Raw genomic sequence first — 24,467 nt, forward strand, 5'->3', positions numbered from 1 at the left:
ACTCCCTGATTCGCCCCCGGAGAGCCCGCGGGTCGCCGCCCCCGCCTTGCCGCGCACTGGAGAGCGAGGACAGTCGTGACCGATGACCGGTCCACCCGCACGGTGATCGTGACCGGAATACACGACGAGGCCCGGCGCCGCGTCGTCCACACCCTGTCGGAGGCCGCCCCCGGCGCCACGGCTTCACGGTTCGACCCCGCACAGGCCACACACCACGGAGAGGATCCGCTCCGGATCGTGGAGGTGCCGGGGGGCACCGACCCGGCGATCGCCGCCGAAGCGCTCATGTCCTCAGGCCGCGGCGGGAGCGGCACAGCCCTGGCCGGAGTGGTCACCGTCGTGGACGCCCAGCAGTGCGTACCGGACCTGGTGAGCGGCGAGACCGCGCACTCGCGCGACCTGAGCTCTGACCAGAACGATCCGCGCACGACGGCCGAGACTCTCCTGCGCCAGGTTGACTACGCCGACCACCTCGCCCTGGTCGGGGCCGGGCGCGCCGACCCCCAGGGACGGCTGTGCCTGTCCCTCCTGGCGCACCTGAATCCCTCGGCCCGGCTGCTGGCCGAGCCCTCCCCACGCGAACTGGCGCCGCTCTTCGGCAGGTGTTTCGACGGCGTTGACGCCGCCGCCCGCCTGTCGCCCGCGTTCCCTCCCCTTCCTCCGAGCACCGAGGGCGACCTGGCGGAAACCGTGGTGTGGAAGCGGTTCCGTCCACTGCACCCCGAACGGTTCTTCGAGGCACTGGACGAGACGGCCGGCGCCGGACTGCGCAGCAGGGGACGCCTGTGGTTGGCGAGCATGCCTGACGCGATGCTGTCCTGGGAGGCGGTGGGCCTCTCGCTCTCCTTCGAGCCCAGCGGCCCCTGGCTGGCGGCCCTGCCGGCGGGGACACGCCGCCTGGCCGCCGAGTTGCGCGGACCGACCGACACGTTCGGCTGGCACCCGCGCACGGGCGACCGCTGCCAGCACGTCGCCTTCACCGGGCTGGGCGTGGACACGCCGCGCCTGCTCCCCCTGCTGGACTCCTGCCTGCTCACCGACGACGAGGTCCTCGCCTGGGAACGGGACGGCCCGCTGTGCGAGAACCTCTTCGCCCCTCTCTGGGAGGGCAGCAGCGGCGGCACCTGCTAGGGTTCGAAAACGATTTTCGTTTTCACTCGACTCCTCGACACGTCGAACCCCAGGAAGGAAGGCCCTTGACCGAGTACGACGACCCCTACGCCCGTTCCGGGCAGTACCTGGACCTGATGATCGCCGGATGGTGGAAGCACCACCGGGCGATCCTGTCCGAGGCGCTGGCCTCCCTGCCCGGGGACTCCGGCCCCGTCGTGGACGCCGGCGCGGGCGGTGGCCACGGGACCCGCCTCATCGCCGCGGCCCTGCCCGGAGCCCGCGTCCTGGCCGTGGAGCCCTCCCTCCTGCTGCGGACGGTGCTGCTCGCCCGGGTCGCCGACGACCCCGGCCTGCGCGAGAGGGTGACCGTGGACGGCGACGACCTGCTCTCGGCGAACCTGCCCGACCGGATCGGCGGCATGGTGATGGCCAACCTCGTCGGCCACTTCAGCCCCCACGAGCGCGACCGCCTGTGGGAGGACCTGGCCCCGCGGCTGGTTCCGGGGGCCTTCGTCCTGCTCAACCTCGCCGCCCCGCTGGAACCCGAACGGGTGGAGCGGGCACGGATGAGCGAGGTCCGCGTCGGCGGCCGCTCCTACGTCGGCTGGGCCGCCGCCGAGCCCAGCGGCCCCGAGCAGGTGGAGTGGCACATGACCTACGAGGTACACGAGGGGGACCGGGTCCTGGCCCGCGACGAGGTCCGCTACGCCTGGTGGACCCTCACCGAGGAGGCGCTGCGCGCGGAGACCTCCCCCCACGGCCTGCGGGTCCTGCCCCACGGCCCCGCCGAGGCAGGGCTGTACAAGCTCCTCCCGGAGGGATGAGGCCGTGAGCGCACTCACCGAACTGCCCGTGACCGTGCTGTCCGGCTTCCTCGGCGCGGGCAAGACCACCCTGCTCAACCGCCTCCTGGGCAACCTGGACGGCCTGCGGGTCGCGGTCATCGTGAACGATATGAGCGAGATCAACATCGACGCCGACCTGGTCCGGGGCGAGGGGCACCTGTCCCGGACCGACGAGCGCCTGGTGGAGATGACCAACGGCTGCATCTGCTGCACCCTGCGCGACGACCTGCTGGAGGAGGTGGCCCGGCTCGCCGAGCAGGACCGGTTCGACCACCTGCTGATCGAGTCCAGCGGCATCTCCGAGCCGATGCCGGTGGCCGCCACCTTCTCCGTCCCCGGCCCCGACGGGCGCCCCCTCCTGGAGGGGGCTCGGCTGGACACCATGGTGTCGATGGTCGACGCCGCGAACTTCCTCGCCGAGCTCCACCGGGGCGACGACCTCGCCGAGCGCGGGCTGGACGCCTACGAGGACGACGAGCGCACCATCAGCGACCTGCTCGTGGACCAGGTGGAGTTCGCCGACCTCCTGCTCATCACCAAGACCGACCTGGTCACGGAGGAGGATGCCGAACGGGTGGAGGCCGCGGTGCGGCGCCTCAACCCGCTCGCCCGCGTCCTGCGCGTCGCGCACGGCCGGGTGGACCCGCGCGAACTCGTCGGGGCCAACCGTTTCGACCCCGAACGCGCCTCCCGCGCCCCGGGCTGGGTTGCGGAGATCAACGGCGACCACGTGCCCGAGACCGAGGAGTACGGGATCTCCAGCCTGGTCTTCCGGGCCGACCGCCCCTTCCACCCCGGTCGCCTGTGGGAGCTGCTCTCCTCCGGGTTCGGAGGGGACCGCCACGGCACCGTCCTGCGCGCCAAGGGCTTCTTCTGGCTGGCGACCCGTGCCCGCACGACGGGCCTGTGGTCCCAGGCCGGGCCGGTGGCCCGGTTCGAGCCCGCGGGTGTGTGGGACCCCGCCGACGGGGCCGCCCTGGGCTACTCCCCCGAGGACCTGGTGGACAGCGAACCGGTGGAGCCGAGGCAGGAACTGGTGTTCATCGGCACCTCCCTGCGGCACGGCCCCCTGGAGGCGGCCCTGCGCTCCTGCCTGCTCACCGACGAGGAACTCTCCTCCCCCTGGGAGTCGTTCGACGATCCCTTCCCCGAGTGGGACGTGCACGGCCAGCACCGGCACCACGAACACGCCTGACCTTCGTCGCCGCCCCAGCGCGGGCACCACCCTCCACGGTGTCTGACCGCCCCTGCCCGTCATCACCGGCACCGTCATCATGGCCGTCATCGCCTTCGTCTTCATCCATCCGCGGTTCCGCGGTGCTCCCGCTGCGTCCGCGCGCGAGGACGCGGCTGGGCACCGCTCCGGGCGGGACCTCCCGGCACAACGTCGCGCGCGGGGTCCCGGGACCGAAAGGCCGTCCCCCGCCCTCGGCGTGCGTCCCCGCGATCCCGCGACCCCTCGCCCAGTGACCCAGGTCACTCAAACCTCTCTAGAAAACGATTATCATTTTCAAATAGCATCACAGATGACCGTGCGAATCCACGACACAACGGACAGATCACACCCTGCTGTCTTGGCGCACGGTCACCACACCCCCAACCGAACAGGTGGGCGCACGGCCCAGCCCCCACTGGCCTCTCGCCCGGTCCCGGGAGCGGGTCGGCGCCCGCCTGTTCACCCCAGAAGGGACACCCCATGTCCACCGCAACGCGTACACGCGTCTCCGCCGCCGCCTCCCCCCGGCCTCGGGCATCGGTGCCGCACCGGGTACGGGCGCTCCTGCTCGCGCTGGCCGGCGCGATCGGCCTGACCGTCGCCATGGCCGCCCCGGCGGCCGCCGCCGTGTACGAGATCGACGAGGGGCACGTCGACGTCGTCCACGCGCGCCTCTCCGGAGGGTCCATCGTCCTGGAGGTCAGGAACGACGCCGTGCCCTGGGGGGACCCGGAGATCCCCTCCGGGCTCCTCTCCCCCGCCCTGACCGCCATCAGGGTCCCCCACACCCCCGCCCTGGGCGGCTACGTCCTGCCCGAGTCCTACAGCGACGCCACCACGTACGGGCTGCCCTTCGCCGGATTCGCCAGCGACTCCACGCTGCCGGGCTCGGTGACCTACACCCTGGTGTCGGCCTCCTACAGCGGCAGCGGCGCCGGAGGGTTCAGCGCCTCCCAGGCGGGTACCGCCCTCTTCACCCCCTCGGCCCCCTCCGCCACCTACGGCGGACCGGTGCACGAGCACGTGAAGTGGCAGTTCACCGCCCCCGGCACCTACACCCTCTCGTTCCGGGTCACCTCCGGCGGGGCTTCCTCCGCCACCGTGCCCTTCACCTTCATCGTCGGCTGATCCGCCTGGCGGGGCCGGGGCCGGGGTTTCGGCCCCGGCCCCGCAGGGCTTCCCCCAGAACAGTCCCCCGACCGCCGGACGCGTTCCCAGGACCGGGCGGTCCCCCAGAGAGGTTCCCCATGTCCCCCAGACCGCAGTGGCGCTCGCGCGCCCTAGGGGCGGCGGCGGTGTCGGCTTGTTGCGTCCTCGGGTCGTTCTCCACCGCCCACGCCGAACCGGACGACGGCCCGACCTTCGTGGACCGCGGGCACCACGACATCCGCGTGGCCCTCCAGGACGGAGAGCTCGTCCTCGGGATGGACACCGACCTGACCCCGCTGGACTCGGTCGTCCTCGCCGACACCCTGCGGGGCACGGTCCCCGCTTCCCGCGACACGGGGAACACCGTGTCCGACACCGACTACGGCCTGCTGGGGGAGGAGGGCGACACCTACTGGTACTTCCCCGCGGCGGGACGCCCGCACCCGGACGGCGGACAGGCTCTGTGGCCGGGTTTCAGCCTGGAGTCGCTGGACACCACCCGGATCAGCGCACCTGTGTCGATGACCCTGGAGGGGGTGAGCGGCCCGGGCGAGGTCTACGTCGGATGGCCGGGGGCCATCCAGTCCACCAACCTGGTGTGGAGTACCCGCCAGGGACTGCCGGACTCGGCGATCCCCACCCACGGGCACTCGCACTATGAGTGGGCCTTCAGCGAGCAGGGGGTCTACTGCCTGAACGTCACCGCCCGCACCCGGCTCACATCGGGATCATGGGTCAGTGCCAACGAGCAGATCACCGTACTCGTGGGGGACGAGACCCCCCGGGACCAGGTGGTCCCCTGCGGGGCCGGTGGTGAGCCGCCCCCGGTGTCCCCGCCGGAACCCGCCCCCGCCGTGGAGTCCCCGGGGGAGGCGCTGACGCTCTCCTCCCGGCTCGGAGCGCTGGAAGTCTTCCTCGACGGCGACGAGTTGAGGACCGCCGTGGCCGTCTCCCCCTCGGCCGCCTCCCTCGACGTGGCCCACAAGGACCCCGGGGACACCGTCTACTCGTCGAACACGTCCTGGCGGGGCTCGTGGTCCGTGGACGGTTACAGGAACCTCATCCCCGCCTCGGGCCTGGACTCCTCCGGATTCGTGTGGTCGACCGAACGCCTCGCTCCCGGCGCCCTGGCCGAGGACTCGCACCTGACCGTCACGATGGGCCGGGCCGAGGGACCGGGCACACTCACGATGACGAACGCCCTGGTCACCCCTCCCGGAGAGGGGTTCGACTCGGGCGAGGACTCCAAGGACACCTACACGCTCGGCCCCGGCTTCTCCGACGCCTTCTCCCGGTGGACCTTCAGCGAGGCGGGTGTCTACTGTGTGCCGCTGACCTTCTCCGCCACCCTGGCGGACGGCACGCCCGTCTCCACGGACACGACCCTCACCTTCGCGGCGGGCGACGGCTTCGACCGCGCCGCCGTGGTGCCCTGCTCCCACGGGGGAGGCGGCGGAGACGGCGGAGGCGGTGGGGAGCCCGGCCCCGACGAGGAGGTGTACGTCCCCAACGGCTCCACCAACCAGGCGGGAGCCGTCGTCCTCAACGACGGACACGTGGACGTGACCAGCGTTCTGTCCGACACCGGGGACCTGCTCACCCGGGTCAAGGACGACACGGCACCGGGCGCGCCGACCCACCGCCTGCCGGAGGAGACGGTCCTCCAGCTCCTGCCCGAGAGCCGGACCGTGGTGCCCGCGGACGAGCGCTTCTCCTTCCTCGGCGATCCCGACACGCCTCTGTGGTCGGTCAACCAGCAACAGCAGCAGGGGCTCCTGTGGCCGGGATGGTCCACGGAGGAACTGCCCCCGGGGACCCTCGAAGGAGATGTCGACTGGCGCATCGAGGGGTTCCACGGTCCCGGAGAGCTCTTCCTGTACCAGACGGGGGCCTTCGGGGAGCCGGAGGTCCTCTTCGACACCTCCTCCGGCGGGCGGGACTCCTTCTCGATCCCGCCGGGCACCCACGCCCACGGCACCTGGGCCTTCACCGAGGAGGGCGTCTACTGCCTGGACACGGTCCGCGGCGCGGCCCTCGCGGGCTCGGGAGAGGTGTCGCACCGCAGCACGCTCACGATCGCGGTGGGTACGACACCGGTGACCGGCGTCGACCCCGCCGACTGCCCGTCCGACGAGGAACCCGGCCGGGCACCGGACCCGCCCCCGCGACCCACCGCGCTGTCTCCCGAGAACGGCGTGGTCGACGTCGGATGGGAGGCCCCCGCAACCGACGGGGGCTCCCCCGTCACGGGATACACCGTGACGCTCCAGCCGGTGTGGGGCGTCCCCCTGACGGCCGAGGTGGACGCCTCCTCACACAGCCACAGGTTCGAGGACGTGCCCGTCGGTTCCTACCGCGCCCAGGTGGGGGCGGTGAACGCGCACGGGGAGTCGGAGCCCTCGGAGGCGTCGGACTACGTCCAGATCGAACCCCCGGCGACAGCGCCCGTGCAGCCGATCGACGTGCGGGCCTCCGCGGCGGGCCCGGACTCGCTCAACGTCTCGTGGACGCTGTACTCCGACGGGGGCTCCCCCGTGACCTCCTACACCGTCATCGTCAGCCGGGACGACGAGGTCGTGGTGACCCAGGACGTGTCCGCCGACCAGCTGTCCGCCACGGTCACGGGCCTCGACCCCTCCACCGCCTACAGTGTGGTGGTCACCGCGACGAACACCGTCGGCACGTCCCCTCCCTCGGTTGCGGCCGAGGCCACGACCGGGGGCGCCGAGGAGGAGCCGGTCACCGTCGGACGGCCCGCGGCCACGGCCGCGTCGGGCACCTCGGTGAACGTGTCCTGGGACGCGGTGTCCCCCTCCGGGCTGTCCGGATACCTGGTGAACGTGTACCGGGAAGAGGACGTCACCGCGACGGCCGACGTGCCCCCGGAGAAGACCGCGGTGACCGTGGAGGGGCTGGAGACCGGCACGGAGTACACCGTCACGGTGTCCGCCGTCGTGGACGGGGTTCCGGGGAAGGAGTCGGAACGTTCGGACCCGGTCCGCACCTTCTCCGTTCCCGGGGCTCCGCGCTCGGTGACCGCCCGTGTCAGCGGTGAGGACACGATCGACGTCTCCTGGGAACCCGCCGGTGACGGAGGCACTCCCGTCACCGGATACGAGGTCACCCTGTTGGCGGACCAGACGGAGGAGGCCACCGTACGGGTCGGGGGAGACGGTTCGAGCACCTCCTTCCCCGGGCTCTCCCCCGGTCCCGCCTACAGCGCCGTCGTGTCGGCGACGAACAGCGTCGGAACCTCTCCCCGCTCCGAGGCCTCCGCATCGGTGACCCTGCCCGAACCCGAGCCGGAGCCCGAACCGGAGCCGCCAGGTCCTCCGAGCGAGGACGACCTGACCGATCCCGCCCGCGGTGGTGTGACGGTCCCCCGCACGGCGGTCGTCGGCACGACGATCACCGTCGGCATGGAGAGGGAGCACATCGGCCAGGAGGTGGAGAACTGGCTGTTCTCCACACCCTCCAGCCTGGGAACGGCGACGGTCGGCCCCGAAGCCGGGTACCGGCTCGCGATCCCGGCCGACGTCCCTGTCGGCCGTCACCGCCTGGCGGTGACGGCGACGGACGGAAGGCTGATCGGATGGGACGACATCGTTCTCACCCTCTCCAGCGGCCCGGAGCCTTCCGAGCCCCCGCCCCCGGGACAGGAGAGTCCGCCCCCCGCGAACCCCGGTCCGGACGGGGACCCCCCGCCCCGGAACGAGGCGAAGCTCCCCTTCACCGGAAGCAGGCTTCTCGGGCTCCTCTGCGCCGGAGTCCTGCTGGCGGTGGTCGGCGCGACCGCGCTCATGCTCTCCCGCACGAGGCGAAGGGGCGAGGCCTGAGAACCGTCGGCCGCAGCGGTCGCCCGCCTCCGCGCCGGACGGCGGGCCGCCTCGGGTCAGGACCCGGTCGCGGACCGCCCGCCCAGGTGGCGGGCCAGGAAGCGCTCCAGCCTCCCGTGCGACTCGATGTTGCTGTCCGGGTTGGTGGGCCGGTGGCCCTCGGTCTCGTTCAGCAGGTACTCGCCCTCGGCGCCGCGGGAGCGGAGCGCGTCGACGACGCGGTCGGAGTTGCGCCGGTGGACGCGGGCGCCGTGGACCAGCAGCACCGGCGCGGTGATGTCGTCGGCCCGGCTGACGGGCGAGCGGGCGAGCATGTCGGCCTTCTGGCGGGGGACGTCCGGGGCGCCGCTGTAGCGCAGACAGCTGTTCTCGACGGTGCGACGGGCGAACGGGACGACCGACTCGGCGAGCTCGACCAGGGCCGTCCGCTCGGGGGCTGTGTCCAGCGCTGCGGCGATGGCTCACGGCCATGGCGCCCCCTGATGTCGGCGAGGCTCCTGCGACTGCGGCGGCCGCACACCGCACCCACGGACCACTCGGACGGGAGCGGCCCGACCCTGATCACACCTCAGCCCTCCCCTGCCCGGGTGCGACGGGCGTAGGCGCGGGCGGCGCGAGCACGGTCACCGCAGCGGGTGGAACACCAGTGGCGGCGGCCGTGGCGCAGCAGGTAACGGTTGCAGGGGGCGGAACCGCAGGCGGTCAGGCGCTCGGCGTCGGGACCCGTGAGCAGGTCCGCGGCGTCGGCGGCCAGGGTCGCCAGGGCGTGGTCGACGATCTCGGTGGTGGGATGCGGCGCCGCCCGGTAGGGACCTTCCCTGTCGTCCCACCGCAGCAGTGGAGCGGTGGGCACCCTGGTCAACGCGTCGTTGACGGCCTCCAGCGCGGCGGGCAGGGCGGGCAGGGCCGCCACGTGCGAGGCGAACAGGGATCTGATCTGCTCGCGCAGCGCGCGTAGCTGCGTGGCGCACATCTCCCGCATGCCGGCGTCGGTCGGGGCCAGTCCCCGTTCGGTCAGCCACCGGTTGGCCTCCGCGGGGATCGCGAGCAGGTCCACCGAGCGCCCGCCCGGCAGGACGACCGCGCTGTTGGCGAGGGCGAGGGAGGGGTGGTGCTCCGCCCCTGGCGCGGGCGGCAGGCCGAGTTCCCCGGTCACGGTTTCCGTCATGCTTCTCATGGTACAAGTTGCCCCATCCGTGAGGTGCGACTACCGTGAATCACGGTTGAACCATTTCCATCCGTGAGGTGTGTGCTCATGTCCATCGCAACCGAGCAGTTCCCCGTCCGCGTCTTCGGCGGCCCCACCGCTCTCTTCGAGTACGGCGGCCTGCGTTTCCTGACCGACCCGACCTTTGACGGCCCCGGCGACCACGGAGGCGAGGGAGGGCCGGTGCTGACCAAGACCGCGCCCTCCGCGGGCGGCCCCGGCGACCTCGGACGCGTCGACGTGGTCCTGCTCTCCCACGACGAGCACGCCGACAACCTGGACGACTCCGGACGCGCCCTGCTGACCGACGTGCCCCTGACCCTGACCACGCCCGACGGCGGCCTGCGCCTGGGCGGCGGCGCCCGGGGGCTCACGGACTGGGAGAGCGTGGAGTTGGACCGGCCCGGCGGCGGAACGGTCACCGTGACGGCCGTCCCGGCCGTCCACGGCCCCGGACCGCGCGAGGAGGTCGAACCGTTCACCGGCCAGGTCGTGGGCTTCGTCCTGACCGGCGACGGCCTGCCCACGGTCTACGTCAGCGGCGACAACGCCTCGCTCGAACTGGTCGAACAGGTCGCCGAACGCTTCGCCCCGGTGGACACCGCCCTGCTGTTCGCGGGAGCGCCCCGCTTCCCCGCCTTCTTCGAGGGCCGACCGCTGGTCCTGGACAGCACCCAGGCAGCCGAGGCCGCCCGGACCCTGGGTGCCCGCCGTGTGGTCCCGGTCCACTACGACAGCTGGGCCCACTTCACCGAGGGCGCCGACGAGCTGACCTCCGCCTTCACCGAGGCGGGCCTGGCCCACCTGCTGGACTGGGGCCGGCGGGGCTGATCGCCGCCCCCGCCTCTCCGCCCTCCGCGACGCCCCGCCGCGGAGGGCGTTCTGCGTCGGACGCCATGAAGGCCCCGGCATGCGCCGCGTCCGGCGGAGCGGCACTTCGGAGTTCGCCAGACCGCACCGCCCCAGGATCCCGGCACCTGTCCGATCGTGCCGGTGGGCTACGGGGTGGTGCGCCCGGGCCGCTCCGACCCGGGCGAGGCGGCGTCCCCGCAGGAGGGTCGGGGCCGGCTCGAAGCCCACACCGTCGTCGCGCGCGCCCAGGATGGCCGGGGCCCCGTGCACGGCAGGGCCGCCCCGGTCCGGGTGTCCGGGTGGACCCGGCGCGCCCCTGGACGGGCCGTCGGCCGGGGCCCTTCCCCCGCAGGTCGGTGAAACCTCCCAGTGAAACGTTCTTACTACGCCTACATCTCCTCCCGGCCGCGACTCACACGCCGAAAGCCCTGCCCAACAGAGTCCGGCGATGGCGGGGCAAGGTTTTTTTCCGTACAACCATTGACCACTGGAAGGATCTGTTGGAAACTTCGCTGAAACGTTTTAAGCCTGTCCTCCGACCGGCTCCGCGTGTGCGCGCACGCCTTCCATCCCCCTCGGCGCCCCGCTCCGGTGAGCGCAGGAAGGAATCCCCCCATGCCCCACACACCACCGTCCACGGAACTCCCGTGCTCCGGTTTCACCCCCACACGCCGCCTGTTCCTGGGACTGGGCGCCGCCGCGGGCACGGCCGCGGCCCTGTCGACCACCCTCGGCGCACCCTCGGCCGTGGCGGCCCCGCAGCCCTTCACCAGGGGCTTCGAGGCCCCGGCGGCCACGGCCCGCGCCAAGTTCCGCTGGTGGTGGCCGCACGGTCTGGTCGACCCGCAGGAGGTGGCCCGGGAGATCGACCAGGCCGCCGACGCCGGGTTCGGCGGCATGGAGGTGGCCGACGTCCACCACAGCTCCTCGGAGCCGCTCGATCCCGAGGGGCACGGCTGGGGCACCGGGCCCTGGCGCCAGGCCGTGGAGGCGGCCCTGTCCCGGGCCGAGGAGCGCGGAATCGTCGTCGACATGACCATCGGCCCGTCCTGGCCCGCAGCGGTGCCCAGCCTGACCCCGCAGGACAGGGCCGCCGTGCGCGAACTCGCCCACGGCGTGCGCTACCTCGCCTCCGGGGAGGAGGCCTCCGGCGCCCTGCCCGAGCCCGTGACGGAGCCGGGGCACGGGGTCGAGTCGCGCGAGCTCTTCGCGGTGCAGGCGGTGCGCCTGGCCGAGGGCGCCTCGCCCGAGGACGAGCGCACCGCCCTGGAGGCCGACACCCTCCAGGACCTGACCGCGTCGGTACGGGACGAGGAGCTGACCTGGACCGCCCCGGGCGGGGGTGACGGCTCCACCTGGGCCCTCATCGCCTACTGGGAGCGCGGTTCGGGACAGCGCCCCGAGGGCGGACCGCACACCGAACCGATCTCCTACGTGGTCGACCACTTCAGCGACACCGGCGCCCAGGCGGTCATCGACTTCTGGGAGGAGAACGTCCTCACCTCCGGGATCCGCGCCCTCCTCCGGGGACCCGCGGGCGGTGCGATCTTCGAGGACTCCATCGAGATGGAGACCGAGGCGACCCTGTGGACGCACGATCTGCCCTCCGCCTTCGAGGAGCACCACGGCTACGACCCGGTGCCCTACCTCCCGGTGCTCGTGCGCGTGGACGAGGACCAGGTCTTCTCCTTCGACCCCGACACCGACCGCCGTGCGCTGAACGACTTCAACGACCTGCTCTCCCAGCTCTACATCGACCATCACATCGCCCCCCTCCAGGAGTGGGCGCACGGGCTCGGCATGGGCTACCGGATCCAGCCCTACGGCCTGCAGACCGACGCCGTGGCCAAGGCCGCCATCGTCGACACCGCCGAGGGCGAGTCCCTGGGCTTCAAGAACCTCGACGACTTCCGCTCCCTGGCCGGCGGGCGCGACCTGGGCGGCAAGAAGGTGCTCAGCAGCGAGGCGGGCGCGGTCTACGGCGGCTCCTACAGCACCACGTGGCAGCAGACCGTGCGCACCATCGCGCGCGAGTACTCCGCGGGCGTGAACATGGCGGTCCTGCACGGGTTCTCCTACGCCGACGCGCCCGGAGCGCAGTGGCCGGGGTTCGCCGCCTTCACCCCCTACAGCGGCGGTGTGGGCTACAGCGAGTCGTGGGGGCCTCGCCACCCCACCTGGCAGCACGTGTCCGACGTCTCCGGCTTCTTCGCGCGGGCCCAGCACACCCTCCAGTCGGGCACCTCGACGGTCGACGTGGCCTTCCTGCGCCAGAAGGGCTACGCCGGATCGGGCTTCGGCGCCGCCTATTTCAGCCAGGAGGGGGTGCGCCGGGGCTGGACGCACCAGTTCGTCAGCCCCCGCCTGCTCCGCATCACCGAGCCCCGGGTGGAGGGGGGCCGGCTGGCTCCCGAGGGGCCCGCCTACAGCCTGCTGGTCTTCGAGGGGGACGCGTTCAGCGGACGGCTTCCCACCATGGAGCTGGACACCGCCCGGCGGATGGTGGAGTACGCCCGGTCGGGACTGAAGATCCTCATCGTCGGGGACTGGAGCGCCCCGCAGGAGCCGGGGACCGACCAGAGTTCGGCCGAGGATCTGCTCCAGGCCATGGAGGAGCTGCTCGCCGAGCCCGGCGTGCACCGGGTCGACGCCCGAGAGGACATCCCCGCGGGTCTCGCGGCACTGAACGCACGGCCCGCCGTCTCCCACGCCCAGGAGTCCCCTCTGCTGCACGCGCGGCGACGGGACGACGAGCTGGAGCTGTACTACTTCACCAACGGCTCCGACAGCGAAACCGTCGACCACCGGGTCACCCTCCCCGCGGACATCAACCACGCCTATCCCTTCGCGCTGGACCTGTGGAGCGGACGGATCACCCCCCTGCCCGAGCACACGCGCGGCGACGGAACGGTCGACGTCGGCGTGCGCCTGGCGCCGGGGGCCTCGACGGTCATCGCCCTGGCCCCGCCCTCGTGGACGGCCGACCACGGCGAGCCGGGACAGCAGATGCCGCCGGGGCAGCTGAAGAAGCTGCGCGTGGACAGCACCGACGCCGACGAGGTGCGGGTGGAGGGCCGCAAGGCCATGGTCCGGGCCTCCTCGGCGGGCACCTACACCACCGCCCTCTCCGACGGGAGCACCGTCTCCACCGCCATCGACTCCGTCGGCGACCCCGTAGACCTGGCCACCTGGGAACTGGAGGTGGAGGACTGGCGGCCGGGAGGGTCGACCACCGACACCGAGGTGGTCCTGCACGAGCACTCGCTGTCCTCCCTCGTCCCCTGGCGGGAGATCGAAGGGCTGGCCGACACCTCCGGTATCGGCCGCTACACCACCACCGTCGACCTGGGCGAGGGGTGGACCGGAGGCCACGGCGCCCGTCTGGACCTGGGCCGGGTGAGCGACACCTTCCGCGTCACGGTCAACGGCACGGACCTGCCGCCCTGCGACCAGCAGGACACCGTGGTCGACATCGGCTCCTGGCTGCGCGGCGGCTCCAACACGATCCAGGTGGAGGTGGCCACCACCCTGATCAACCGCATGCGGGCCTTCCGCCCCGACGTCTACGGCGACGTGTCCCGACAGGACTACGGGCTGCTGGGTCCGGTGCGGCTGCTGCCCTACGGCCAGGCCGAACTGTGACCGCCGCCCGTCCGGGCGGCGCCCCGCGCGCCGCCCGGACGGGCACGGCGGCCTGTTCGCGCGGATCACCTGTGTGGCGGGGTAAGCGTCCGGCCCCCACCCCAGGCCCCGAAGAATGACAAAACGGACATCACACGCGGCTCTGAGGCCAAGCAGGCGGGTTGGACGCCAAGCTAGCGGAGGGTGCTCAAGGCGAGGTGGGCCGCGGACGCGTCGACCGGTCTGGTGACGTCGAGCCCGGTGGCCTCGGCGAAGCGGCGCAGGCGGTTGACCACCGTGTTGCGGTGGCAGAACATCGCCTGCGCGACCTGGGTCACCGAACCGGTCCGGTAGTAGGCCTCGACCGTCTCGACCTGCAGATCGACCTCGCGTTCGGTGAACCCCCCGAGCGCCTCCCGCACGTCCCGGGCGAAGGCCTCGGCGGCCGGGCCCAGGCGCGCGCCCACCAGCCGGGTCCAGTGGTTCTCGACCGTGGCCGCCGCGCCGGGCCGCGCCCACTCCGCCAGCTCGCGGGCGAGCCGCCACATCGGGGCGATCTCCCCGATGCCGTGGGCGCTCGGGGAGATCCCGACGGGCTCGCTCAGCAGCGCCTCCCGGGCGGCGCCCGCGGCGTCCCCGGCGGGGACGATGGCGAACTCCACCCCGTCCAGGCGGAGCAGGACCGCCCCGGGAAGCGCCTCCCCGACCCAGCCCCGGAAGTCGCGCGCGTGGCTGCCGTTGGCCACCAGGACGAGGTGTACGCCGTCGGGGCGCAGTCCCAGGGCCTGCGCCGCCTGCGCGTGCAGGCGCGTGTCCTCGCCGGAGCCGCTCAGCAGGTGCTGGAGGAGGAACGCGTGCTCCAACTCCAGTTCCGCGCGCATCCGCGCGATCTCGTCGGTGTAGCCCGTCTGCACGTGCGTGGTGTGCACCTCCACCGCCTCCCAGATCGAGATGACCTCCTCGGAGAAGTCGCGGAAGTCGGCCTCGGCGACGTGGGCGCGCATCGCCTCCCAGAGGAAGCGGAAGTCCATGCGCACGGCCCGCAGCAGCGACTCCAGGGGGATCCCGCGGCGGGCGCGGGAACGCCCGACCCCGATCGAGTGGGCGCGCAGCTCACCGTGGCGGTCCTGTCCCCGCAGGAGCTCCAGGAGGAGTTCGAGCGTGGCCCGGGCCGTGCCGTACAGCTCGGCGTCGTCGATGACGGTCTCGGCGTACCCGGTCAGCTCGCGGACCCTGCGGACGTAGGTCCAGGCGACGGACTCCAACTCCTCCAGGCACGCCTGCGCGGCGCTGGGGATGACACCCGACGGTGCTGTTTTGTGCATATGCACATTCTAGGCGGTGTTCTCGTTGGGTTTTGCGCTTGTGGAGGTGCGTTTTTTCCAAGACGATGATCGGCATCACACCTGGTCGTCCACGTCCCGTCCGACCGGTGCACATCTCCCGGAGGATCACATGCCACAGCCCGACCCGGCCCCGGCCGGAACGAGAGCGCCGAAGGTCAACGCGGCCGACGCCAGGCGCATCGCCTTCGCGGCCTTCGTCGGAACAGCCCTGGAGTGGTACGACTACTTCCTGTTCGGCACGGCCGCCGCGCTGGTCTTCAACCGCCTGTTCTTCACCGAGCTCGACCCGGGCGCGGGCCTCATGGCGGCGCTGGCGACCTTCGGCGTGGGCTTCGCCGCCAGGCCCATCGGGTCCCTCATCTTCGGCACCATCGGGGACCGCTACGGCCGGCGCCCCGCGCTGCTGGTGACCATCGTCATGATCGGCTGCGCGACCGGGCTCATCGGCGTGATCCCCGACTACCTGGCGATCGGGATCGCCGCTCCGACCCTGCTCGCGGTCCTGCGGCTCCTGCAGGGGCTGGCCGTGGGCGGTGAGTGGGGCGGCGCCATCACCATCGCCATCGAGCACGCCCCCGAGCGCCAGCGCGCCCGGTACGCCGCCCTGGTCCAGATCGGCTCCCCGGTCGGCACGCTCATCTCCTCGGCCGCCTTCGCCGCGGTGCTGACGCTGCCCGCGGCCGACTTCGACGCCTGGGGGTGGCGCCTGCCGTTCCTCGCCGCGTTCCCGCTGCTGGGCATCGCCCTCTACATCCGCTTCAAGGTGGAGGAGTCCCCCGTCTTCCAGGAGCTGGTGGAGATGGAGGACCGCGCCAAGGTGCCCGCCCTGGCCCTGTTCCGCGAGGCCGGGGGCCGCCTGCTCGTGGCGGTCGCCGCGGCGCTGCTGGGGGTCGGCGGCTTCTACGTGATGACGACCTTCGTGGTCTCCTACGCCTCCACCGTCCTGGAGGTCGACCGCCAGGCGGTCGTGAACGCCACGCTCGTCGCCGCCGTCTTCCAGATCGCCACGACCCTGGTCGCCGGGCGCGCGGCCGAGCGCTTCGGCCCCGGCCGGATGACGGTGATCGGTGCCGTGGCCACCGCCGCGGCCGCGTTCCCGCTGTTCTGGCTCATCGACACCGCCGACCCGTGGGCGATCACCGCCGCGGTGACCATCGGCATCTGCCTCATCACCCTGGCCTACGCCGTCACCGGCACCCTGCTGGCCGACCTCTTCCCGCCCCGGCTGCGCTACAGCGGCGTGTCCCTGGGCTACAACCTCGCCGGAACCCTCAGCGGGTTCCTCCCGCTCATCGCCACAGCGCTCCTGGCCGTGGACGACGGAGCGTCCTGGCCGGCGGTGCTGGTCCTCATCGGCATCTGCGCCGTCACCGCGCTCGGCGGCCTGGCCGGCGAGCGGATCAGGGCCGCGGACACCCGCGCGGCCGCCAGTACCCGGGCCGCGGCGTGAACCGCCCGCCCGCACCGACCACAGCCCCACCTCAGGAGGAGCACATGAACCTCGCACCCGACGTCGTCGCGCGCATCGAAGCGGCGGTCGACGACGCCTTCGACGCCCAGATCGCCTTCACCCAGGAGCTCGTGCGCCACCCCTCCCTGCGCACCCGGGAGTCCTCGGCGCAGGACCTGATGCACGAGGCCATGGAGCGGCGGGGGCTGGCCGTGGACCGGTGGGAACTCGACCCGGAGGAGATCTCGGCCCACCCCGGCGCCGGGAGGATCACGGTCTCCTACGAGGGCGTCGAGAACGTGGTGGGCACCTACACGCCCGCCCGGGGCGGAGGCCGCTCGCTGATCCTCAACGGCCACATCGACGTGGTCCCCGAGGGCCCCGTCGGGGAGTGGTCCCGCTCCCCGTGGGACGCCCCCGTCATCGACGGCTGGCTCCACGGCCGGGGCAGCGGTGACATGAAGGCGGGGCTGGCGGCCAACCTGTTCGCCTACGACGCCGTGCGCGCGGCCGGGTTCGCCCCCGCCGGGCGCATCCACTTCCAGTCCGTGGCGGAGGAGGAGTGCACCGGCAACGGCGCGCTGGCGACGGTCCAGCGCGGGTACACCGCCGACGCCGTCCTGATCCCCGAGCCCGAGGAGGACATGCTGGTCCGCGCCAACGTCGGCGTCATCTGGTTCACCGTGCGGGTCGCGGGACACCCCACGCACCCGAGGGAGATGGCGTCGGGGTTCAACGCGATCGACGCGGCGCACCACGTGATGGGGCGGCTGCGCGTCCTCGAACAGCGCTGGAACGACGAGAGGGGCGGCCACCCCCACTTCGAGGACCTGGACCACCCCATCAACTTCAACCTCGGCGGGATCAGCGGCGGCGACTGGCCGTCGAGCGTCCCCGCGTGGTGCGAGCTCCAGGTCCGGGCGGCGATCTACCCGGGGGTGAGCGCCGACGACGCCTGGGAGCAGATCCAGGAGGTGCTGCGAAGCACCACCACCGACGACGCGGGCAACCCCATCGAGGCCGTGGGCGAGCGGACCGGCTTCTACGCCGAGGGCTACGTCCTGCCCGAGGGCACGGACGCGGAGAACGTGCTGCGCGAGGCCCACCGGACCGTCTTCAAGGACGAACTGCGGACCTTCACCACCCCCGGCTACCTCGACGGCCGCGTGTACGCCCTGTACCAGGGGATCCCCGCGCTGGTCTACGGGCCGGTCTCGGAGGCCATCCACGGGTACGACGAGCGCGTCGACGTCGAGTCCGTGCGGCGGATCACCAAGTCCATCGCCCTGTTCATCGCGCGGTGGTGCGGCCTGGAGGAGGCCGCCTGACACCGGACCCGGCCGGGGGACGGCGCCCTGAGCGCCCGTGACGCGCACGGGGCGCGGGCAGGGGCGGTGCCGCCCGCGCACGTGCGCGGGCGGCACCGTCGTCAGATCACCGACAGCTCGCGGAGCTTCGCCTCGACCCGCGCGTTGTCCGGTTCGACGTGGTGGGTCCCGTCCGGGTAGACGACCACCGGGATGTTCGTCCGCCCCGAGATCTCCCGGGCCCGCTCCGTAGCCGCCGGGTCGTGCTCGACGTCGATGTACTCGAAGGGCACCGCCAGCTCGGTCAGCTGCTTCTTCGTGCGTCGGCAGTCCCGGCACCAGTCGGCCCCGTAGACGCGGATCGCCGCCTCGTCCATCCGTCCTCCCCTGGGGTGGTCACCACGCCAGTGTGCCCGACGGCACGGTCCTCCCGTCGCGGGGCGGCGGGTACCGGGAGGCGCGCCCGGGGGCTTCGGGCCCCTCGCTCACCGACGTGGCGCGTTGACGGTGCCCACCACCTCGCCGACGTACCGCAGGACCTCGGGGCGCGACATCCCGAAGTGAGTGCACTCCACGTCGTACACCCGGATCTCACCGGACACATAGGGGCGCCAGTCATGGGGCCAGTAGCTGGTGGCGGACCGGTTCTCCGTCGCCAGGAAGTACTGGACGTCGCCATCGTAGGGCCGGGGCTCGAACTCGGATACGTAATCGAAGATCCTGTACTGGAAATTCGTCATCCGGTCGATGAAGTCCGCGCCCAGACTGCCGATGGCGAATCCGGCGCGCTGGTAGATCTCCGCCTCGTCCAACCCGAACTCCTCACCCTCCGCGAGCTCCACCCCGAACGTCTCCGCGATGTTCCGGACGGCCTCGGGATCGCGGGGGCTGGGGACCGGACCGATGTCCTTGGCCAACGGCGTGTCAAGAAGGACCAGTTGCGCGACATGGCGCCCACGGCTCTGCAAACGGGTGGCGACCGCATGGGCGAGCATCCCCCCGAACGACCATCCGAGCAGCCGGTAGGGGCCCTCGGGGCAGGTACGCACCACCGCGTCGGTATACGCGTCGACCATGTCGTCGAACCTCTCGGGAAAGCTCTCGTCCTCCCGGAACCCCCATGCCTGGATCCCGTACAGGGGGACGGTCCCTTCGAGGCCGGTCAGGAGGCTCGCATAGCACCAGCTCAGTCCAAGGCTCGGGTGAAGGCAGAACAGCGGCGGCTCGGAGCCGTCCCTGCGGAGGGGGAGCACGGTGCCCAGGCCGTCGTCCTGGTCGGACGTCCCGATTCTGGCGGCGAATTCGGCCACTGTCGGCGCCGAGAAGAGCGTCTGGACGGTAACCCTCGTCCCGAAGGTGTCCTGGACCCGTTTGATCAGACGCACGGCGAGCAGCGAGTTCCCGCCGGTCTCGAAGAAGTTGTCATCGATCCCGAGCGCCGGGACCTCCAGGAACTCGGCGAAGATCCGGCACAGCACCTCTTCGCGCAGGGTGCGCGGCGTACGCCCCGACTTGAGCGGTGTGAACTCGGGTTGGGGGAGGGCGGCGGTGTCCAGCTTCCCGTTCGCCGTCAACGGCAACGCCGGCACCCCCACGAACGCGTCCGGCACCATATAACCCGGCACCGCACCCGCCACCCACTCCCGCAAAACCCCCGAATCAACACCCTCATCACCAAAAACCACATACGCCACCAAACGCACACCACCCCCACCCCCACGCGCCACCACCGCCGAACGCACCACCCCCGGATGACGACCCAACACCGCCTCCACCTCACCCGGCTCCACCCGGAACCCGCGAATCTTCACCTGATCATCCGCACGCCCCACAAACTCCAACACCCCACTCCGACGCCACCGCACCAAATCCCCCGTGCGATACATCCGCTCCCCCGACCCACCGAACGGACACGCCACAAACCGCTCAGCCGTCAACCCCGGCTGACCCACATACCCCCGAGCCAACCCCGCACCCGCCACATACAACTCCCCCACCACACCCGGAGGAACCGGCACCAAACCACCATCGAGCACGTATCCGCGCCGTGCGGTGATCGCACCGCCCAGCGGGATGGAGTCCGCCGCGGCTTCTTCCCGGGAGATGCGGTGGGCATGGGTGAACACCATCGACTCAACAGGGCCGTAGCCGTTCACCAGCCGCATCCCGGGCCACCTTTCGACGGCGACGGCGACGTGCTTCGGCGAGGGCGCCTCGCCGCCGGTCATCACCTGGCGGACTCCGTCGAACACCTCGGGATAGGTGTCGACCATCACGCTGAACAGGCCGGCCGACAGCCAGAGGGACGTCACTCCGTGCTCCGCCACCAGCTCCGCGATCACCGCGGCATCAGGGCGGGGACCGGGCTGGAGCACGCACACGGCCCCGGAGGACAGGGCTCCCCACAGCTCCAGGGCGAAGGCGTCCCACCCGATGGGGGCGCACTGCAGCCACACGTGCTCCGGGGAGAACTCCGCATAGGACTGGCCGACGAAGGTCGAGGCGAGCGAGCGGTGCGAGGACGCGACCGCCTTGGGTGTCCCCGTCGATCCGGACGTGAACATCACGCAGGCCAGGTCGTCGAGGTCCGAAGCAACGGAGAGGTCAGCGTGCTCGTCCCCGGCGCACGAGTCGGCTCCGGAAAGCGGCAGTTCCTCCACCAGGAGGACCGCGACCCCGTCCGCGCGGAACTTCTCGGCCCCGACCTTGTCCGTCACCACGGCGGACATACCGGTCTGGTCGAGGTAGGTCTCAAGCCGCGGCACGGGTGTCGCGGTCTCCAGCAGCGTGTAGCCCGCTCCGCACTTCAGAACCGCCAGCAGTGTCGCGACGAGGTCGGTACCGCGCTCCAGGAACACACCGACCAAGGAGCCGCGTCCGATTCCGCGGTCCGCGAGGGCGCGCGCGGTCCGGGCCGCGCGCGCGTCGAGTTCCGCGTAACCCACCCGTTCCGTCCCGAACACGAGGGCCGTCGCCTCCGGCGTCGCGGTGACCCACTCCGCGAACAGCTCGTGGACCGGTTTGAGCACCGCTTCCACGTCCGCCCCGTGTACCTCGCCGACCGCGTGACGCCACTCCTGGGGTGACATCACGCCGAACTCGGGGAGCGGCCGGTCCGGTTCCGCGGACATGCGGTCCAGCAGCCGCACGAACCAGTCCGCCATCCCCTGCGCGGTGGCCCCGTCGAACAGGTCCGTGCGGTACTCCAGCCTGCCCCGCATCCCTCCGCGTTCCGATTCCCTCAGACTGAACGTCAGGTCGAATTTGGCGGTGGGCGTCTCCACACGCTCAGCGACCGCCTCCACCCCGGGAAAACCCGGAACCGGCTCCGGCTCCTCGATCAACACCATCGTCTGGAACAACGGATGCCGCGACAGCGACCGGACCGGATTCACCTCATCGACCACCCGCTCGAACGGCACCTCCTGATGCGCGAACACATCCAAACACACCGCCCGCACCCGCTCCAGCAACTCCCGAAACGACGGCCCGCCCGAGGTGTCGACCCGCACCACCACCGTGTTCACGAAGAACCCCACCAGATCGGCCAGCGCAGCCTCCTCACGACCAGAGACCACCGCCCCCAGCGGAATATCGCTCCCCGCACCCACCCGATCGAACAACGCCGCCACCGCGGCCTGCACCACCATGAACACGGTGCAGCCGTGATCACCCGCCAAACGAAGCAGACGCCCATGCAGCTCAGCGTCCACCTCCAGATCCACACTCGCCCCGACATGACTCGACTCCCGGGGCCGCACACGATCCACCGGCAACGCGAGCTCCTCGGGCAACCCCGCCAAACGCTCACGCCAAAACGCCAGCTCCGCAGCCATCAGACTCCGCGGATCCTCCCTCTCCCCCAACAACTCCCGCTGCCACAACGTGTAATCGGCGTACTGCACCGGCAGCGGCTCCCACCCCGGCTCCCCACCCCGCAAACGCGCACCGTAGGCCGCCTCCAGATCACGCACCAACGGCGCCGTCGACCAACCATCCCCCGCGATGTGATGGAGCAGCACCAACAGCACCCGCTCATCCCCACCCACATCGAACAACCACACCCGAAACGGCAACTCCGAGCTCAGATCGAACCGATACTGCGCCGCCGCCTCCACCGCCGGCCCCACTTCCCCCGGACCCGAACGGACCCGCTCCACCACGAACCGCTCCCAGGCCCGCTCCAACGGCAGCACCTCCTGGAACGGCTCCCCCTCCACCTCGGAGAACACCGTGCGCAACGCCTCATGGCGACCCAGCACATCCCGCAACGCCGCCCGCAACACCCCCACATCGAGCGCCCCACGCAACCGCCACCCGAACGGAATGTTGTAAGCCGCCCCGACATCCTCCAACCGATCAACCAACCACAACCGCAACTGCGCAGGAGACGACGGGACGTGCTCCGGTCGCGGACGCGGGGACAGGACCGGGCGCGTGGCGGCACCGGCCGTCTCGCCGATCCGCGCCGCCAGCTCCGCGGCGGTGGGAGCGTGGAAGATGTCGCGGATTCCGAGCTCGGTCCCGAACGCGGCCTTGGCTCGGGCGGCCAGCCGGGCGGCGAGCAGTGAGTGGCCGCCCAGGGCGAAGAAGTCGTCCTCGATCCCCACCTCCTCCACCGAGAGCACCTCGGCGAAGAGCGCGGCGACGTCCCGCTCCAGAGTCGTCCCCTCCCCCGCGGCGGACAGCGGTCGTCCACGAAGGTCGGCCTCCGCAGGACGGGCGGCCCCGTCCCCGGCACGCGGCCGCGGCAGCTCGGGCAGGTCGAGATCGGCGACGCGAACGTCGGCGGCGGCACCCGCCTGGACGAGGACGCGCATCAGGCTCGCGGCATAGGCCCGCGCGGTCGGCGGATCGAAGAGGTCGGTGGCGTAGCCCACGGTGAACCTGCCGCCCAGCGGTTCGCCGTCGGAGCCCAGGGCCAGGTTGAACTCGAAGGTCAGGTCGAATTTGGCGGTGGGCGTCTCCACACGCTCAGCGACCGCCTCCACCCCGGGAAAACCCGGAACCGGCTCCGGCTCCTCGATCAACACCATCGTCTGGAACAACGGATGCCGCGACAGCGACCGGACCGGATTCACCTCATCGACCACCCGCTCGAACGGCACCTCCTGATGCGCGAACACATCCAAACACACCGCCCGCACCCGCTCCAGCAACTCCCGAAACGACGGCCCGCCCGAGGTGTCGACCCGCACCACCACCGTGTTCACGAAGAACCCCACCAGATCGGCCAGCGCAGCCTCCTCACGACCAGAGACCACCGCCCCCAGCGGAATATCGCTCCCCGCACCCACCCGATCGAACAACGCCGCCACCGCGGCCTGCACCACCATGAACACGGTGCAGCCGTGATCACCCGCCAAACGAAGCAGACGCCCATGCAGCTCAGCGTCCACCTCCAGATCCACACTCGCCCCGACATGACTCGACTCCCGGGGCCGCACACGATCCACCGGCAACGCGAGCTCCTCGGGCAACCCCGCCAAACGCTCACGCCAAAACGCCAGCTCCGCAGCCATCAGACTCCGCGGATCCTCCCTCTCCCCCAACAACTCCCGCTGCCACAACGTGTAATCGGCGTACTGCACCGGCAGCGGCTCCCACCCCGGCTCCCCACCCCGCAAACGCGCACCGTAGGCCGCCTCCAGATCACGCACCAACGGCGCCGTCGACCAACCATCCCCCGCGATGTGATGGAGCAGCACCAACAGCACCCGCTCATCCCCACCCACATCGAACAACCACACCCGAAACGGCAACTCCGAGCTCAGATCGAACCGATACTGCGCCGCCGCCTCCACCGCCGGCCCCACTTCCCCCGGACCCGAACGGACCCGCTCCACCACGAACCGCTCCCAGGCCCGCTCCAACGGCAGCACCTCCTGGAACGGCTCCCCCTCCACCTCGGAGAACACCGTGCGCAACGCCTCATGGCGACCCAGCACATCCCGCAACGCCGCCCGCAACACCCCCACATCGAGCGCCCCACGCAACCGCCACCCGAACGGAATGTTGTAAGCCGCCCCGACATCCTCCAACCGATCAACCAACCACAACCGCAACTGCGCAGGAGATACGGGGATCACAGCTCTACTCCTTCGTGCGTGCGACGCCGCAGGGTGGGCCGCGCGCTGTGCCTGACGTCCGTCCCGATCCTCTGGACCAGCCGCTCCACGCTGGGGGCCTGGAAGACGTCGCGGATGGTGATATCGGCTCTCAGTTCGGAGCGCGCCCGGCCGACCAGGGAGATGGCGGCCAGTGAGTGGCCGCCAAGGGCGAAGAAGTCGTCCTCGATCCCCACCTCCTCCACCGAGAGCACCTCGGCGAAGATGGCGCACATGATCCTCTCCGCGCGGCTCCTCGCGGGCTTTCCCTTCGCGCGCGCCGTCGGAGGCTGGGGGAGGGCGGCGGTGTCCAGCTTCCCGTTCGCCGTCAACGGCAACGCCGGCACCCCCACGAACGCGTCCGGCACCATATAACCCGGCACCGCACCCGCCACCCACTCCCGCAAAACCCCCGAAT

At 71.6% G+C, this 24,467-nt stretch carries 15 protein-coding genes; 9 read left to right on the top strand and 6 right to left on the bottom strand.

All coding sequences use genetic code 11. The features are described from left to right. Positions 1-75 precede the first annotated feature (75 nt). The 5 genes from HGB44_RS22565 to HGB44_RS22585 all read left to right on the top strand — a co-directional run bounded on the left by HGB44_RS22565 (position 76) and on the right by HGB44_RS22585 (position 8,159). Positions 76-1,131 (top strand): GTP-binding protein, encoded by a 1,056-nt coding sequence (locus HGB44_RS22565; protein WP_061080519.1) that lies wholly within the window; start codon positions 76-78, stop codon positions 1,129-1,131. Between the two features lie 65 nt (positions 1,132-1,196). After that, the gene (locus HGB44_RS22570; protein ID WP_061080520.1) at positions 1,197-1,937 is read left to right on the top strand and encodes a class I SAM-dependent methyltransferase; all 741 of its coding nucleotides are present in this window, start codon (positions 1,197-1,199) and stop codon (positions 1,935-1,937) included. Positions 1,938-1,941: 4 nt separating this feature from the next. Further along, the gene (locus HGB44_RS22575; protein ID WP_061080521.1) at positions 1,942-3,153 is read left to right on the top strand and encodes a GTP-binding protein; all 1,212 of its coding nucleotides are present in this window, start codon (positions 1,942-1,944) and stop codon (positions 3,151-3,153) included. A 501-nt stretch (positions 3,154-3,654) separates the two neighbouring features. Further along, complete coding sequence (locus HGB44_RS32530; RefSeq protein WP_061080522.1) at positions 3,655-4,302, top strand: TIGR03769 domain-containing protein; 648 nt, start codon at positions 3,655-3,657, stop codon at positions 4,300-4,302. 119 nt (positions 4,303-4,421) lie between these two features. Then, positions 4,422-8,159, top strand: a complete 3,738-nt coding sequence (locus HGB44_RS22585; RefSeq protein ID WP_168444111.1) for a choice-of-anchor M domain-containing protein — start codon at positions 4,422-4,424, stop codon at positions 8,157-8,159. 56 nt (positions 8,160-8,215) lie between these two features. Here the strand turns inward: HGB44_RS22585 and HGB44_RS32085 are convergent, their stop codons facing one another. Together HGB44_RS32085 and HGB44_RS22595 are read right to left on the bottom strand one after the other, a co-directional pair. After that, positions 8,216-8,617 carry an alpha/beta hydrolase family protein gene (locus tag HGB44_RS32085; RefSeq protein WP_082768357.1) on the bottom strand — a complete coding sequence of 134 codons (402 nt, stop codon included), beginning with the start codon at positions 8,615-8,617 and terminating at the stop codon, positions 8,216-8,218. Between the two features lie 110 nt (positions 8,618-8,727). After that, positions 8,728-9,327, bottom strand: a complete 600-nt coding sequence (locus tag HGB44_RS22595) for an ABATE domain-containing protein (RefSeq protein WP_061080525.1) — start codon at positions 9,325-9,327, stop codon at positions 8,728-8,730. Positions 9,328-9,414: 87 nt separating this feature from the next. Between HGB44_RS22595 and HGB44_RS22600 the strand changes: the two genes are divergently transcribed. Together HGB44_RS22600 and HGB44_RS22605 are read left to right on the top strand one after the other, a co-directional pair. Beyond that, a complete protein-coding gene (locus HGB44_RS22600; protein ID WP_061080526.1) occupies positions 9,415-10,197 on the top strand; it encodes an MBL fold metallo-hydrolase in 783 nt (260 codons plus the stop codon). 636 nt (positions 10,198-10,833) lie between these two features. Then, the gene (locus HGB44_RS22605) at positions 10,834-13,860 is read left to right on the top strand and encodes a glycosyl hydrolase (RefSeq protein ID WP_061080527.1); all 3,027 of its coding nucleotides are present in this window, start codon (positions 10,834-10,836) and stop codon (positions 13,858-13,860) included. A 173-nt stretch (positions 13,861-14,033) separates the two neighbouring features. Here the strand turns inward: HGB44_RS22605 and HGB44_RS22610 are convergent, their stop codons facing one another. Continuing rightward, the gene (locus HGB44_RS22610) at positions 14,034-15,164 is read right to left on the bottom strand and encodes a PucR family transcriptional regulator (protein ID WP_210752021.1); all 1,131 of its coding nucleotides are present in this window, start codon (positions 15,162-15,164) and stop codon (positions 14,034-14,036) included. Between the two features lie 130 nt (positions 15,165-15,294). On the opposite strand from HGB44_RS22610, the gene HGB44_RS22615 reads away from it, so the two are divergent. Beyond that, a complete protein-coding gene (locus tag HGB44_RS22615; protein ID WP_061080529.1) occupies positions 15,295-16,635 on the top strand; it encodes an MFS transporter in 1,341 nt (446 codons plus the stop codon). Between the two features lie 44 nt (positions 16,636-16,679). Next, on the top strand, positions 16,680-17,963 hold the full coding sequence (locus tag HGB44_RS22620) for an ArgE/DapE family deacylase (RefSeq protein WP_061080530.1): 1,284 nt from the start codon (positions 16,680-16,682) through the stop codon (positions 17,961-17,963). Between the two features lie 101 nt (positions 17,964-18,064). Here HGB44_RS22620 and HGB44_RS22625 read toward each other — a convergent pair whose 3' ends face one another. The 3 genes from HGB44_RS22625 to HGB44_RS31640 all read right to left on the bottom strand — a co-directional run. Then, complete coding sequence (locus HGB44_RS22625) at positions 18,065-18,319, bottom strand: glutaredoxin family protein (protein ID WP_061080531.1); 255 nt, start codon at positions 18,317-18,319, stop codon at positions 18,065-18,067. Between the two features lie 108 nt (positions 18,320-18,427). Continuing rightward, positions 18,428-24,031: a non-ribosomal peptide synthetase gene (locus HGB44_RS22630; RefSeq protein WP_168444112.1), complete on the bottom strand. Its 5,604-nt coding sequence runs from the start codon at positions 24,029-24,031 to the stop codon at positions 18,428-18,430. Continuing rightward, positions 24,028-24,467, bottom strand: a 440-nt coding sequence (locus tag HGB44_RS31640; protein WP_233458855.1) for a phosphopantetheine-binding protein, incomplete at its 5' end; no start/stop codon positions are given. The genes HGB44_RS31640 and HGB44_RS22630, both read right to left, overlap by 4 nt.

The organism is Nocardiopsis alborubida (assembly GCF_012396365.1).
In the GTDB taxonomy this organism is placed as follows: Bacteria; Actinomycetota; Actinomycetes; order Streptosporangiales; family Streptosporangiaceae; genus Nocardiopsis; species Nocardiopsis alborubida.

Excerpts from the sequence above, each read along its gene's own strand:
- HGB44_RS22600 (WP_061080526.1), top strand. The coding sequence starts at position 9,415 with ATGTCCATCGCAACCGAGCAGTTCCCCGTCCGCGTCTTCGGCGGCCCC.
- HGB44_RS22625 (WP_061080531.1), bottom strand. The coding sequence starts at position 18,319 with ATGGACGAGGCGGCGATCCGCGTCTACGGGGCCGACTGGTGCCGGGAC.
- HGB44_RS22605 (WP_061080527.1), top strand. The coding sequence starts at position 10,834 with ATGCCCCACACACCACCGTCCACGGAACTCCCGTGCTCCGGTTTCACC.
- HGB44_RS22595 (WP_061080525.1), bottom strand. The coding sequence starts at position 9,327 with ATGACGGAAACCGTGACCGGGGAACTCGGCCTGCCGCCCGCGCCAGGG.
- HGB44_RS32530 (WP_061080522.1), top strand. The coding sequence starts at position 3,655 with ATGTCCACCGCAACGCGTACACGCGTCTCCGCCGCCGCCTCCCCCCGG.
- HGB44_RS22615 (WP_061080529.1), top strand. The coding sequence starts at position 15,295 with ATGCCACAGCCCGACCCGGCCCCGGCCGGAACGAGAGCGCCGAAGGTC.
- HGB44_RS22610 (WP_210752021.1), bottom strand. The coding sequence starts at position 15,164 with ATGCACAAAACAGCACCGTCGGGTGTCATCCCCAGCGCCGCGCAGGCG.
- HGB44_RS22620 (WP_061080530.1), top strand. The coding sequence starts at position 16,680 with ATGAACCTCGCACCCGACGTCGTCGCGCGCATCGAAGCGGCGGTCGAC.
- HGB44_RS22585 (WP_168444111.1), top strand. The coding sequence starts at position 4,422 with ATGTCCCCCAGACCGCAGTGGCGCTCGCGCGCCCTAGGGGCGGCGGCG.